This is a genomic window from Calidifontimicrobium sp. SYSU G02091 (assembly GCF_022631395.1).
Classification (GTDB): domain Bacteria; phylum Pseudomonadota; class Gammaproteobacteria; order Burkholderiales; family Burkholderiaceae_C; genus Calidifontimicrobium; species Calidifontimicrobium sediminis.
Window position 1 is genome coordinate 61,958 of sequence record NZ_JALBGB010000020.1, and the last position, 13,533, is coordinate 75,490.

Annotated in this window: 11 protein-coding genes and 2 tRNA genes; 3 read left to right on the forward strand and 10 right to left on the reverse strand. The window is 72.3% G+C overall.

Features of this window, described 5'->3' with window-relative positions; genetic code table 11:
- Positions 1-91: 91 nt before the first annotated feature.
- Positions 92-1,351 (reverse strand): RsmB/NOP family class I SAM-dependent RNA methyltransferase, encoded by a 1,260-nt coding sequence (locus MOJ79_RS12900; RefSeq protein ID WP_241924525.1) that lies wholly within the window; start codon positions 1,349-1,351, stop codon positions 92-94.
- A 15-nt stretch (positions 1,352-1,366) separates the two neighbouring features.
- The gene (gene purN / locus MOJ79_RS12905; RefSeq protein WP_241924526.1) at positions 1,367-1,993 is read right to left on the reverse strand and encodes a phosphoribosylglycinamide formyltransferase; all 627 of its coding nucleotides are present in this window, start codon (positions 1,991-1,993) and stop codon (positions 1,367-1,369) included.
- An 88-nt stretch (positions 1,994-2,081) separates the two neighbouring features.
- On the opposite strand from purN, the gene MOJ79_RS12910 reads away from it, so the two are divergent.
- Complete coding sequence (locus MOJ79_RS12910) at positions 2,082-3,326, forward strand: tryptophan--tRNA ligase (RefSeq protein ID WP_241924527.1); 1,245 nt, start codon at positions 2,082-2,084, stop codon at positions 3,324-3,326.
- Positions 3,327-3,407: 81 nt separating this feature from the next.
- Here the strand turns inward: MOJ79_RS12910 and MOJ79_RS12915 are convergent.
- The 7 genes from MOJ79_RS12915 to pgsA form a co-directional block, all read right to left on the reverse strand.
- Positions 3,408-3,483, reverse strand: a tRNA-His gene (locus MOJ79_RS12915).
- Positions 3,484-3,559: 76 nt separating this feature from the next.
- Positions 3,560-5,452, reverse strand: coding sequence for a SurA N-terminal domain-containing protein (locus tag MOJ79_RS12920; protein WP_241924528.1), 1,893 nt, complete (start codon positions 5,450-5,452; stop codon positions 3,560-3,562).
- A gap of 163 nt (positions 5,453-5,615) precedes the next feature.
- Positions 5,616-5,691 (reverse strand) — tRNA-Val (locus MOJ79_RS12925).
- Positions 5,692-5,728: 37 nt separating this feature from the next.
- Positions 5,729-6,001 carry an HU family DNA-binding protein gene (locus tag MOJ79_RS12930; protein WP_119288400.1) on the reverse strand — a complete coding sequence of 91 codons (273 nt, stop codon included), beginning with the start codon at positions 5,999-6,001 and terminating at the stop codon, positions 5,729-5,731.
- Between the two features lie 226 nt (positions 6,002-6,227).
- Positions 6,228-7,328, reverse strand: coding sequence for a tartrate dehydrogenase (locus MOJ79_RS12935; protein ID WP_241924529.1), 1,101 nt, complete (start codon positions 7,326-7,328; stop codon positions 6,228-6,230).
- The gene (locus tag MOJ79_RS12940) at positions 7,325-8,245 is read right to left on the reverse strand and encodes a DMT family transporter (RefSeq protein ID WP_241924530.1); all 921 of its coding nucleotides are present in this window, start codon (positions 8,243-8,245) and stop codon (positions 7,325-7,327) included. The genes MOJ79_RS12935 and MOJ79_RS12940 overlap by 4 nt, the downstream gene beginning before the upstream one ends.
- The gene (gene pgsA / locus MOJ79_RS12945; RefSeq protein ID WP_119288395.1) at positions 8,245-8,811 is read right to left on the reverse strand and encodes a CDP-diacylglycerol--glycerol-3-phosphate 3-phosphatidyltransferase; all 567 of its coding nucleotides are present in this window, start codon (positions 8,809-8,811) and stop codon (positions 8,245-8,247) included. The genes MOJ79_RS12940 and pgsA overlap by 1 nt, the downstream gene beginning before the upstream one ends.
- Before the next feature lie 197 nt (positions 8,812-9,008).
- On the opposite strand from pgsA, the gene MOJ79_RS12950 reads away from it, so the two are divergent.
- A complete protein-coding gene (locus tag MOJ79_RS12950) occupies positions 9,009-10,217 on the forward strand; it encodes a hypothetical protein (RefSeq protein ID WP_241924536.1) in 1,209 nt (402 codons plus the stop codon).
- A 141-nt stretch (positions 10,218-10,358) separates the two neighbouring features.
- Here MOJ79_RS12950 and uvrC read toward each other — a convergent pair whose 3' ends face one another.
- Entirely contained in the window at positions 10,359-12,329 is a 1,971-nt protein-coding gene (gene uvrC, locus MOJ79_RS12955) for an excinuclease ABC subunit UvrC (protein ID WP_241924531.1), read from the reverse strand.
- A gap of 35 nt (positions 12,330-12,364) precedes the next feature.
- On the opposite strand from uvrC, the gene earP reads away from it, so the two are divergent.
- Positions 12,365-13,438, forward strand: a complete 1,074-nt coding sequence (gene earP, locus MOJ79_RS12960; protein WP_241924532.1) for an elongation factor P maturation arginine rhamnosyltransferase EarP — start codon at positions 12,365-12,367, stop codon at positions 13,436-13,438.
- Positions 13,439-13,533 lie beyond the last annotated feature (95 nt).

Below are 13,533 nucleotides of genomic sequence, written 5' to 3' on the forward strand. Positions count from 1 at the left end.
GTACGGGGGCGAGCAAAGGCCCGAAAAACCGAGCGAAGCGCCGATCCGGCAGCCGCCGGCACTCGCCAACCGGCCGATTTGTTGAGTTGTGTCAAGCTCGCTGCCACACGGCGGCGAAGAACCCGTCGGTGCCATGACGGTGCGGCCACAGGCGCAGGTGGCTGCCGGCGGCGAGTGACTCGGCGTCGGCGACGCCGGCGTCGTGCAGCAGCGCCGCCACCGGCAGCGCTGCGAAGTCGCGGTGGCGCGCACCGAAGTCGGCGGCGATCGCCTCGTTCTCGGCCTCGAGCAGACTGCAGGTCGCGTAGACGAGACGGCCCGCGGGTTTGACGAGCGTCGCCGCCGCGTCGAGGATCGCCTTCTGTTTGGCCGCCAGCTCCTGCACGGCCTGCGGCGACTGCCGCCACTTCAGGTCGGGGTTGCGGCGCAGCGTGCCCAGTCCCGAGCACGGCGCGTCGACGAGCACGCGGTCGACCTTGCCGGCCAGCCGCTTGACGCGCTCGTCGCGCGCGTGCGCGATGCGCACCGGGTGCACGTTCGACAGCCCGCTGCGCGCCAGCCGCGGCTTGAGCGCCTCGAGCCGCGACGCCGAGACGTCGAACGCGTACAGCCGCCCGGTGCTGCGCATCATCGCGCCGAGCGCGAGCGTCTTGCCGCCGGCACCGGCACAGAAGTCGACCACCATCTCGCCGCGGCGCGCGCCGGTCAGCAGCGCGAGCAACTGGCTGCCCTCGTCCTGCACCTCGACCTCGCCGGCGAGGAACGGCGGCGTCTTCTGCAACGCCGGCTTGCCCTGCACGCGCAGGCCCCACGGCGAATACGGCGTCGGCACCGCATCGATGCCGAGCGCGGCCAGCGCCGCCTGCACCGCGTCGCGCCGGGCCTTCAGCACGTTGACGCGCAAGTCGAGTGGCGCCGGCTCGAGCAGCGCAGCCGCCAGCGGCCAGAACCCGTCGTCGCCGAGCTGCGCGCGCAGCGCCTGCGCGATCCAGTCCGGCAGGTTGTGGCGCAGCTTGTCGGGCAGCGCGGCGCGGTCGACGGCGCGCACCTGCGCGAGCCACTCGCGCTCGGCCGGCTCGAGCGCGCGCTCGAGGACGGTGGCGTCACCACGCCAGCCGAGCGCGGCCAACCGCCGCTCGAGCGGACCGCGCCCGCTTTGCGCGAGGTGCTGCAGCAGCAGGCGCTCGCGCAGCACGGCGTACGTCGTCTCGGCGAGCGCGTGGCGCTCGCGCGCGCCGAGCTGGCGGTGGCGACGCAGGAAGGCCGAGACGACGCCGTCGGCCGGCGCGTCGAAGGCCAGCACTTCGCGCAGCAGCGCGGCGGCGAGGTCGAGCAAGGCGCCCGGATGCATTGCGGCGGTGTCAGCTCACAGCAGCCACTGCGGCTCGCCGCGCAGCTGCGTGACGATGCCGCGCTCGACGTGCAGCGTGCCCTCGACGAACCAGCGCACCGCGCGCGGGTAGATCACGTGCTCGCGCTCAAGCACGCGCGCGGCCAGCGTCGCCTCGGTGTCGTCGGCGTGCACCGGCACCGCCGCCTGGATCACGATCGGGCCGTGGTCGAGGTCGGGCGTGACGAAGTGCACCGTCGCGCCGCTGAGCTTGCAGCCGGCCTCGAGCACGCGGCGGTGCACGTGCAGGCCGGCGAAGGCCGGCAGCAGCGACGGGTGGATGTTCATCATGCGCCCGGCGTGGCGCTGCACGAAGCCGGCGTCGAGGATGCGCATGAAGCCGGCCAGCACGACGAGGTCGGGCGCGAGCGCGTCGACGGCGGCAGCGAGCGCGGCGTCGAACGCCTCGCGGCTGGCGAAGCGCTGGCGGTCGACGACCTGCGTGGCCACGCCGCGCCCGCGCGCGACCGCGAGGCCGGCCGCATCGGGGCGGTCGCTGACCACCGCGACCACCTGCGCCGGCCAGCGCTCGGCCTCGGCCGCGTCCAGCAGCGCACGCAGGTTCGAGCCGCGGCCCGAGATCAGGATCACGATGCGCATCATGGGGCGCGCAGTGTAGGCGCTGGCACGCCGTCGCCGCACGGGCGGCTGCCTACAATCCGCGCCTCCCCGCCCGACCCGCGAGCCGACGATGACCGCCGACGCCCCTGTCCCCCCCGCCCCCGCGCCGCGCGCGCGCGTGCTCTCGGGCATGCGCCCGACCGGCTCGCTGCATCTGGGCCACTACCACGGCGCGCTGAAGAACTGGGTGCGGCTGCAGGCCGAGTACGACTGCTACTACTTCGTCGCCGACTGGCATGCGCTGACGACGCACTACGAGGAGCGCGACGTGCTCGAGAAGCACGTCTACGACATGGTGATCGACTGGATCGCCGCCGGCCTCGACCCCGACCGCTGCACGATCTTCATCCAGAGCCGCCTGCCCGAGCACGCCGAGCTGTTCACGCTGCTGGCGATGGGCACGCCGCTGGGCTGGCTCGAGCGCGTGCCGACCTACAAGGACCAGATGGAAAAGCTCAAGGACCGCGACCTCGCGACCTACGGCTTCCTCGGCTATCCGCTGCTGCAGGCGGCCGACATCCTGATCTACAAGGCCGCCTACGTGCCGGTCGGCGAAGACCAGGCTTCGCACGTCGAGCTCACGCGCGAAGTCGCACGCCGCTTCAACCACCTGTACGGCCGCGTGCCCGGCTTCGAGACCCGCGTGGCCGCGGCGCTGGCCAAGCTCGGCCGCGACGACGCGCGCTACTTCGACAAGCAGCGCAAGGCCTTCGGCGAGACCGGCTCGCCCGAGGCGCTGGCCAAGGGCGAGGCGATCGTGCACAAGGCGGCGGCGAACGTCGTCGGCTGGAGCGACGACGACACCGAGCTGCTGCTCGGCCACCTGCGCGGCAGCGGCAAGACGATCCTGCCCGAGCCGCAGGCGCTGCACACCGAGGTGCTGCGCCTGCCCGGCCTCGACGGCGCGAAGATGAGCAAGAGCTACGGCAACGCCGTGCTGATGCGCGACGAGCCTGCGGTGGTCGAGAAGAAGATCCGCGGCATGACGACCGACCCCGCGCGCGTGCGCCGCAGCGACCCCGGCGACCCGCAGCGCTGCCCGGTGTGGCAGTTCCACAAGCTCTACAGCGACGACGCGACGAAGGAATGGGTCGTCAAGGGCTGCACCAGCGCCGGCATCGGCTGCCTCGAGTGCAAGCAGCCGGTGATCGACGCGATCGTCAAGGAACAGCAACCGTGGCGCGAGCGCGCCGAGACCTACCTCGCGAACCCGAAACAGGTGCACTGGGTCGTCGAGCTCGGCACCGAGCGCGCGCGCGCGGTGGCCAAGCGCACGATGAGGGACGTGCGCGAGGCAATGGGCTTGAACTACTGAAGCGAAGCGTCGCGCAGGCTGCGGCAGCACCCATCAAAGCAGAACGGCCCCGTCGGGGCCGTTTGCGTATCGCGGTTCAGGTGGGGTGGCTGATGGGACTCGAACCCACGACGACCAGAATCACAATCTGGGACTCTACCAACTGAGCTACAGCCACCGTCGCGAGAAGACCGGCATTATAGGACGGCGCCGAGGCCGCCGACGAGCGGCAGGCCCGCGTCCCTGCAGTCTGGTCAAGGCGCCTTCACGTCGGACCTGACCTCGGCCCTCAGACGGCGCTTGAGTGCGTCGTAGTAGGCCTGCGCTTCGGCCGCGGCCCAGGCCTGGGCGTAGCGCGGCTGCAGCTGCGCGAGCTGCGGCAGGTCGTTTGCCGGTGGCTGCACGGCGTTCAGGCGCACGACGGCGTAGCCCCGCTCGCCCAGGTCGACGCCGAACACCGCCGGCAACGACGCCGCGTCGGCGCGCAGCACGGCGTCGACGACTTCGCGCGGCTGGCCGCGCGGGTTGTCGCGCGACAGCACGACCGGCGCGGGCAGCCCGGTCGTGTCGCCACCGCGCACCGCCGCCAAACGGGCCTCGCCGTCCTTGCGCGCAAGTGCTGCGGCTTGCTGCGCCACGACGCGGGCGCGCACCTGGTCCCTGACCTCGTCGAGCGGGCGCACGCGCTGCGGCTGGTGCTCGAGCACGCGCGCCGACGCGAGCTGGTTCGCACCGACTTCGATCGCCTCGGTGTTGCGCCGCGTGCGCAGCGACGCCTCGGCGAACACGGCCTCGAGCAGCGACGCCGATGCGAGCGCACCGCTGGCGCCCGGCGCGGGGGTGCGCTGCACGGTGGCGGTGCGCACCTCCAGGCCGAGCTTGTCGGCCACGGGCTGCAGGCTGTCGGGCTGCTCGTAGACGGTGTTCGAGAACTGCTCGGCCGCTTCGGCGTACTTGCGCAGCGCGAGCTGGCGCCGCACCTCCTCGGTGATCTCGGCGCGCACGCTGTCGAACGGCCGGCGCTCGCCGCCACGCACGGCGTCGAGGCGGATGATGTGGTAGCCGAAGTCGGTCTCGACGAGCGGGCTGATCTCGCCGGGCTTCATCGCGAACACCGCATCCTCGAACGGCTTGACCATCGCGCCGCGGCCGAACCAGTCGAGGTCGCCACCCTGCGCCGCCGAGCCGGGGTCGTCGGAGTGGGCCTTGGCCAGCGCGGCGAACTGCTGCGGGTTCGCGCGTGCCTGCGCGAGCAGCGACTCGGCCTTGGCCTTGGCCTTCGCGCGCTCGTCGGCACTCGCGCTGCGGTCGGCCTTGACGAGGATGTGGCTCGCGCGGCGCTCCTCGGCCTGCGTGTAGCGCGCGGCGTTTTCCTCGTAGTACTTCCGCAGGTCCTCCTCGGGCACGGTGATGCCGCGCGCGAGCGCCTGCAGGTCGAGCACGACGTACTCGATGCGCGCCTGCTCCGGCGCCCGGAATTGCGCCTGGTTCGCCGGATCGTTGTAGTACGCGGCAATGTCGTCGTCGCTGGGGCGCACCGTCGTCGCGTAGTCGCTGGCGGCGAAGGTCTGCACCTGCACCTCGCGGCGCTCGAGCAGCGCGTTGAGCGCGGTGCGCGCCGGCAGCGCCGCCGGCGTGGCCGAGTTGGCGACACCGTCGAGCACCTGCTGGATCGTGAGGTCGTAGCGCAGCCGCGATTCGAACTGTTCGACGCTCATGCCCTGCGCGGCGAGCAGGTCGCGGTTGATGCGCCCGTCGGCCTGGCGCAGGAAGGCCAGCTGCGGGTCGTTGAGGAAGCTGCGCTGCAGCCGCTCGTCGGTGGTCGCCAGGTGCAGTTTCTCGGCGGCGCGGCGCAGCACCTCGTCGCGCACCAGTGCGTCGAGCGTCTCGCGCTTGAACTCGGGGCTGTCGAGCAGGCGCGCGTCGATGCCCGGCACCTGCCGGCGCACCTGCTCGATGCGGCGCTGGTGCGCGGCGTCCCACTCGCGCTGCGTGATCTTGCGGCCGTCGACGCTGGCCACCGTGCGGTTGCTCGGATCGTTGAACTGCGTGTAGCCCTGCACCCCGAAGAAGACGAACGACGGGATGATCAGGATCACCAGCACGAACAGCAGCAGCTTGGTGTGGGTGCGGACGAACTCGAACATGGGCGACCTCGCAGGCAGCGCCGCGCGGCGCGATGCCAGTGGCAAAGACACGAAAGGCGAACCGGAGTTCGCCTCGCGCTGTGCAGGCAAGCGCCCGGCCGCGGGGCCCGGCGCGCATCCCGCATGATGGGGTCGATTCTAGCGGCGGGGCGGCGATGCCCGGTGGTGGGTGCTGACGGGTTCGAACCGCCGACCTACGCCTTGTAAGGGCGCCGCTCTACCGGCTGAGCTAAGCACCCGGCCTGGCCGCGCGCGAGGCACGGCCGCACCGCCGACTCACTTGAGGGCGTCCTTGAGCGCCTTGCCCGGCTTGAACTTGGCGAGCTTGGCGGCCTTGATCTTGATCGCCGCGCCGGTGCGCGGGTTGCGGCCGGTGCGCGCGGCGCGCTTGCTGACCGTGAACGTGCCGAAGCCGACGAGCGAGACCGAGTTGCCCTTCTTCAGCGTCGCCTTTACGCCGCCGATCATCGCGTCGAGGGCGCGCGCGGCGGCGGCCTTCGAGATGTCGGCCTGCTTGGCGATGTGTTCGATCATGTCACTCTTGTTCACGAACTTCCCCCTCGGAAGGTGTCTCGTTGATCGCGGTCGGCGGGCGTCGAAGCCTGCGGTGCGGCCGTGGCACATACTGCAGACGGCGGCGGCCATTACAGACCGCGCCGCCCGACGGTGTCAAGCGCGGGACGCGGATTCTATGCGCATGACGTCGCACCCGAGGCGGCGCCCACCAGCCGGGATGCATGCACGACACCCGGTACGCCACGGGGCAGCGGCGCCGTCAGGCGACGCGGGCCTCGACCGCCTGCGCGACCGCGCGCCCGACGTCGACGGTGCCGGCGCTGCCGCCGATGTCGGGCGTGCGCGGGGCGCCGCTCGCCGGGTCGAGCACGGCCTCGATCGCGCGCACGATCGCGTCGTGCGCGTCGCGGTGGCCGAGGAAGTCGAGCATCAGCGCCGCGGTCCAGATCTGCCCGATCGGGTTCGCGATGCCGCGGCCCGCGATGTCGGGCGCCGAGCCGTGCACCGGCTCGAACAGGCTCGGCCACTGCCGCGTCGGGTTGATGTTGGCCGACGGCGCGATGCCGATCGTGCCGGTGCACGCCGGCCCGAGGTCGGACAGGATGTCGCCGAACAGGTTGCTCGCCACCACCACGTCGAACTGCTGCGGCCGCTGCACGAAGTGCGCGCACAGGATGTCGATGTGGAAGCGGTCGACGCTCACCTGCGGGTAGCGCCTGGCCATCGCGTCGACGCGCTCGTCCCAGTACGGCATCGTGATCGCGATGCCGTTGCTCTTCGTCGCCGAGGTCAGCTTGCGGCGTGGGCGCCGCATCGCCTGCTCGAACGCGTACTGCAGCACGCGGTCGACGCCGGTGCGCGACATCACCGTCTCCTGGATCACGATCTCGCGCTCGGTGCCCTCGTACATTCGCCCACCGACGCTCGAGTACTCGCCCTCGGTGTTCTCGCGCACGATCAGCATGTCGATGTCGCCCGGCGCGAGCGGCTGCCCGTGGCGGTCGACGAGCGGCGAGCGGATGCCTGGCATCAGCCGCGCCGGGCGCAGGTTCACGTAGAGGTCGAACTCGCGGCGGAACTTGATCAGCGAGCCCCACAGCGAGACGTGGTCGGGCACGGTGGCCGGCCAGCCCACCGCACCGAAGAAGATCGCGTCGAAGCCGGCGAGCTGTTCCTTCCAGTCGTCGGGCATCATCTTGCCGTGCTTCGCGTAGTAGGCGCAGTTCGCGAAATCGAAGTGCTCCAGCTGCAGCGCGATGCCGAAGCGCCTCGCCACGGCGTCGAGCACGCGCAGCCCCTCGGGCACCACTTCCTGGCCGATGCCGTCACCGGCGATGACGGCGATGCGATGGGTCGTCATGTGAGCGTCTCCTTCGGGGTGGGGGATGACGGCGGCAGCGGCTGGCGCACGACGAGCGCGACGCCGACGGCGGTCAGCGCGATGCCGGCGAGCACGACCGGCCCGAGCGCCTCGTCGAACAGCCACCACGCCAGCACCGCGGTGCACGGCGGCACGAGGTACATCAGGCTCGTCACGCGCGTGGCCGCGCCGCGCTGGATCAGCAGGTACAGCAGCGAGCTGCCACCCAGCGTCAGCGCGAGCACCGACCACGCCATCGCGCCGATCAGCTCGGGATGCGGCACGACGGGTTCGGTCTCGAGCAGCGCCAGCGGCGCCGTGACGGCGAAGGCGGCCAGCAACTGCACCGTGTTCGCGGTGCGCACGTCGCACGGCGCAACGAAGCGCTTCTGGTACAGCGTGCCGGCCGTGATCGCCGCCAGCGCGAGCAGCGACAGCGCGAAGTTGACCGGGGTCACCTCGCCCAGCCCGACCTTGCGTCCGACCACCAGCGCGAGCCCCGCCAACCCGAGCAGCAACCCGGCCCACTGGCGCGGCAGCACGCGGTGCTCGGCACCGCTGTACGAGACCCACAGCGCCGTCAGCAGCGGCTGCAGCCCGACGATCAGCGCGACCGTGCCGGCCGGAATGCCCGCCTTGACCGCGGCCCACACGCCGCCGAGGTAGCCCGCGTGCATCAGCACGCCGGTCACGGCCAGGTGCCCCCACTGCGCACGGTCGCGCGGCCACGACGGGCGCGCCAGGGCGATCCACACCGCGAACGCGGCCACCGACAGCGCGTAACGCCACGCGAGGAACGACATCGGCGGCGCGTGCGGCATGCCGTAGCGCGCGACGACGAAGCCGGTGCTCCAGATCAGCACGAACACGCCGGGCATCGCACGCACGAACGCGGCGTCGCGCAACTCGCGGTCCATCACCGGGCCTTCGCGCGGATCTCGGGCAGCGCCTTGCGCAGGTAGTAGATCATCGACCAGATCGTCAGCACCGCGGCGACCCAGATCAGCGCCGTGCCCCACAGCCGCGTGTCGATGACGCCGAACAGACCCCCGTCGTAGAGCAGGAATGGGATCGCGACCATCTGCGCGGTGGTCTTCAGCTTGCCGAGCAGGTGCACCGCGACGCTGCGGCTCGCCCCGATCTGCGCCATCCACTCGCGCAGCGCCGAGATCGCGATCTCGCGGCCGATGATGATCAGCGCCACCAGCGCGTCGACGCGTTGCAGGTGCACCAGCACGAGCAGTGCCGCGCAGACGAGGAACTTGTCGGCCACCGGGTCGAGGAAGGCGCCGAACGACGAAGTCTGGTTCAGCTTGCGCGCGAGCCAGCCGTCGAGCCAGTCGGTCAGCGCGAACAGCACGAACATCGCGGTGGCCGCGACGTTGCGCGTGGCCGTATCCAGCGGCAGGTAGTACACGCCGACGATCAGCGGGATCGCGACGATGCGCGCCCAGGTCAGCAGGGTCGGCACGGTGAAGAACATCGGCCGATTGTGCCCAACGTGCGCTTGAGGCCTGCCGGCGAGCCGCATCCGGTCGCGCGACAGCGCGCTCGCCGTGCCCGATCATCGCCGGTTCGCGTGAAAGTCCGCACAGCCTGCACCCCGGGCCGCGTCGACGCTAGAAAAAGTGTGGCGCCCACGCTGCCGATATCACCGGCTGTCGATCTTGGGGAGGCCCGATGACACCGCACCACACCGTACTGACCGCCATCGCCAGCCTGCTGCTGCTCGCCGGATGCGGCGGCGGCGACAGCGCGATGTCCGCCGCGCCGGCCTCACCGCCGGTTCCTGCGCCAGCTCCGGCACCAGCTCCTGCCACCCCGTCGATCACGCTGCATGCGCTCGACACCGGCACGGCGACGGTCGCGGTGCCACTGACCAGCCAGCAGGGCGTCGTGTTCGCCGACGTGCCGGTAACGCTGCACAGCGAGGACAACCGGCTCTACGCCACGCGGTGGGAGGACGCCGCGCCCGTCAAGACGCTGCTCGCCGCGGCGGCCAACAACGGCAGCGTCGCGGCTCGCGGCCAGCACCTGCTGGCCGTCTACGTGCAACTGGCGCCCACGCGGCGGGTGATCGCCCGCGAGTCGGCCGACGGGGGCCGCACCTGGGGCGCGGAGGTCGACCTCGGCGCTGCGCCGGCCGGGCCGGCGATGCCCGCTGCCTGTGTGTGGCAGCGCGGCGGCACGCTGCGCCGCGCCGTCGCCTGGAGCGACCAGCCGTCGCAGAGCGAGGGGCCGCTGGTGACCGCGGTGCACGACGGCAGCGCCTGGCGCGCCCCTGTGCGCGACACGAGCGCCGAGAGCTCCGGCGCCGCACTGGCCTGCGCCGACGACGAGGCACCCGAGGTCGTATGGCGCGACCACCGCCACGGCAGCGGCAGCCAGGTCGCGCTGTACCACGCGCGTCTGGACCCGGCCAGCGGCGCGACGCAGTCGGCACGGCGCATCGTGCAGCCGGGCTACGACCCGTCGATGTGCCGCAGCGGCACGCGGCGCTTCGTCGGCTTCCACACCGGTACCAACGACGCCCACGTGGCGCGCAGCGACGACGACTGGCTGACACTGACCGAGCCCGACCTCGACGACGGCGCCGCCGGAGCGCAGCTGGACGACAGCGGCAAGTTCGTTGCCGTGGCCTGCTCCGGCGAAGTGGTGGCCGCGGCGTGGGGCGACTGGCCGACGAAGCACGACGCCGACGCGCTCGCCAGTACCCGCCAACTCGCCCTCGCCGTCTCGCGCGACGGCGGCACCCAGTGGCAGCTGCTGCGCCCCGCCGACGCCGACACCGACCAGGCCACCGCCACCGTGACCGTGCACGACGGCCGAGTGCTCGTGCTGTGGCGCGCGCCCTCGATGCTACGGCTGGCCACGATCGTCTGGCCCTGAGTGCGCTGCGGGCGCGGCTCGCCGTCGGTGCCGCCTCGGCACGCGCCGGACGAGGCGATCAAGCAGTCGCGCTGCGGCCGGCAGTATGCGGCGCACGTCGCACGACGGACGCCACCCGCGTCATCGCGGGGCACGCCAGCTTCAATGCAGCGCACGGTAGATCTCCTGGGCCAGTTCCTTCGAAATCCCGTCGACGCTGGCCAGGTCGTCGACGCTCGCGCTGGCCACGCCGCGCACGCCGCCGAAGCGCTGCAGCAGCCGCGCGCGCTTCTTCGGGCCGACGCCCGGGATGTCCTCGAGCCGGCTCGCGCCGGTGCGCACGCGCGCGCGCTTCGCACGCATGCCGGTGATCGCGAAGCGGTGCGCCTCGTCGCGGATCTGCGCGACGAGCATCAGCGCCGCCGAATCGGCGCCCAGGTACACCTTCTCGCGCCCGTCGGCGAACACGAGCTCCTCGAGGCCGACCTTGCGCCCCTCGCCCTTCTCGACGCCGACGATCAGCGAGAGGTCCAGCCCGAGCTCTTCGAACACCTCGCGCGCGACGGCGACCTGCCCCTTGCCGCCGTCGATCAGCACGACGTCGGGCATCTTCGCGCTGCTGGCGGCCACGCCCTCGGCGAGCTTGGCGTAGCGGCGCGTGAGCACCTGGCGCATCGCGGCGTAGTCGTCGCCGGGCGTGATGCCGGTGACGTTGTAGCGGCGGTACTGCGCCGGCTGCATCTGGTGGTGCTCGTAGACGACGCAGCTGGCCTGCGTCGCCTCGCCGGCGGTGTGGCTGACGTCGAAGCACTCGATGCGCAGCGCGTCGAGGTCGGCCACGTCGAGCGCGAGCGCGTCGGCGAGTGCGCGCGTGCGTTCCTTCTGCGAGCCCTCCTCCGACAGCAGCCGCGCGAGCGCGATCTCGGCGCCCTGGGCCGCCATCTCGAGCCAGATGCGCCGCTGCTCGCGCGGCTGGTGCTGCACGCTGACCTTGATGCCCGCCTGGCGGGCGAGCGCGTCGACGAGCGCCGCATCGATCGGGTGGCTCACGACGAGCGCCGGCGGCACCGGCTGGTCGAGGTAATGCTGCGCGACGAAGGCTTCGAGCACCTGCACCTCGGGCGAGCGCGGCTCGGCGGCGTCGTCGTCGCCGGCGAGCGCGGTCGCGTCGTCGACGTGCGTCGGGAAGTAGGCGCGGTCGCCGAGGTGGCGGCCGCCGCGCACCATCGCGAGGTTCACGCAGGCGCGGCCGCCGCGCACCGCAACGGCAATGATGTCGACGTCCTTGTCGGCCGCGCTCAGGCTGCTCGCCTCGACCGCCTGCTGGTGCAGCACGCGCGCGAGCGCCGCGATCTGGTTGCGCAGCTCGGCCGCCTTCTCGAACTCGAGCACCTCGGCGTGCGCCATCATGCGCGCCTGCAGCTCGTCGAGCACCTCCTGCGTCTGGCCGCGCAGGAAGCGCTCGGCCGACGCGACGTCGCGCGCATAGTCGGCCGCGCCGATCAGGCCGACGCAAGGCGCCGAGCAGCGGCGGATCTGGTACAGCAGGCACGGCCGCGAGCGGTTCGCGAACACGGTGTCTTCGCAGGTGCGCAGCCGGAACACCTTCTGCAGCAGCTGGATCGTCTCCTTGACCGCCCACGCATTCGGGTACGGGCCGAAGTAGCGGTGGCGGCGGTCGACGGCGCCGCGGTAGTAGGCCACGCGCGGGTAGCGCTGCGCGAGCGGCGCGGTGGGGTCGTCGACGGGCGCGACGCCAGTGATCTTCAGATAGGGATAGCTCTTGTCGTCACGGAACAGGATGTTGAACCGCGGGTTCAGCGTCTTGATCAGGTTGTTCTCGAGCAGCAGCGCCTCGGCCTCGCTGCGCACGACGGTCGTCTCGAGCCGCGCGATCTTCGACACCATGTGTCCGATGCGCGTGCCGCCGTGGTCCTTGTGGAAGTAGCTGCCGACGCGCTTCTTCAGGTTGCGCGCCTTGCCGACGTAGAGCACGGCGCCGGCGGCGTCGTAGTAGCGGTAGACGCCGGGCAGGCTCGGCAGCGCGGCCACCTCGGCGAGCAGCCGCTCGCGCACGCTGCCGTCGGCGGCAGCGCGGGTGTCGTCAGTGGCGGGCTCGGCCGTCTCCTTCATCGGCTGGCGATTGTCACCGCTTCGATAATCGCGCGATGGCCGCGCACGCGCCGCTGCACTGGGACGTGTTTTGTCGCGTCGTCGACAACTTCGGCGACATCGGCGTGTGCTGGCGCCTGGCCGCCGACCTCGCCGCGCGCGGCCAGGCGGTGCGGCTGTGGACCGACGACGCGTCGGCGCTGGCGTGGATGGCCCCGGGCGGCGCCGCGGGCGTGCAGGTGCGCGACTGGGCCGCGAGCGAGCTCGCCGAGCCGGCTGACGTCGTCGTCGAGGCCTTCGCGTGCGACCCACCCGACGCCTTCGTCGCGCGCATGGCGCGGCGCACCGTGCCGCCGCTGTGGCTGAACCTCGAGTACCTCAGCGCCGAGGACTGGGTCGAGCGCTGCCACGACCTGCCATCACCGCAGCTCGCCGGGCCCGGACAGGGGCTGGTCAAGCACTTCTTCCACCCCGGCTTCACACCGCGCACCGGCGGGCTGCTGCGCGAACCCGGACTGCTCGAGCGACGTGCGGCGTTCGACCGCAGCGCATGGCTCGGCGCGCACGGCATCGCGCCGCGCGCGGGCGAGCGCGTCGTCACGCTGTTCTGCTACCCCGACGCGCCGCTGCCGCGGCTGTGGCAGGTGCTGGCCGGCACGCCGACGCTGGTGCTGCTGACGCCCGGTGCGGCGCAGGCGCTCGCGGCGCGGCACGCGCCGCCGCCGGGCGTGCGGCGGCATGCGCTGCCGTACCTGACGCAGAGCGACTTCGACCACCTGCTGTGGAGCAGCGACGTCAACCTCGTGCGCGGCGAGGACTCGGCGGTGCGCGCGATGTGGGCCGGCGTGCCGTTCGTCTGGCAGCTGTACCCGCAGCACGACGGCGCGCACGACGCGAAGCTCGCGGCCTTCCTCGACCGCTTCCTCGACGGCGTCCCGCCGGCCGTGGCCACGCCGCTGCGCGCGTGGTGGCGGGCGTGGAACGGCGTGGGCGGCGACGGCGCCGGCGCCTGGCCCGAGCCGGCGGCCTGGCGCGAGGTCTGCCTCGCGTGGCGCGCGCAGCTCGCCGCCCAGGCCGACCTGACGACGCAGCTGCTCGGTTGGGTCGAACGCCGGCGCGCCGGCTGCTGAACGGCTAGAATTCGCGTTTTCCCGCAGCAGCGCCGCCTTCAGGCAGTCACTGTGGGCGCACTGAAGGCGTAAAAGGCCCGCGCGCGACAGGCCGC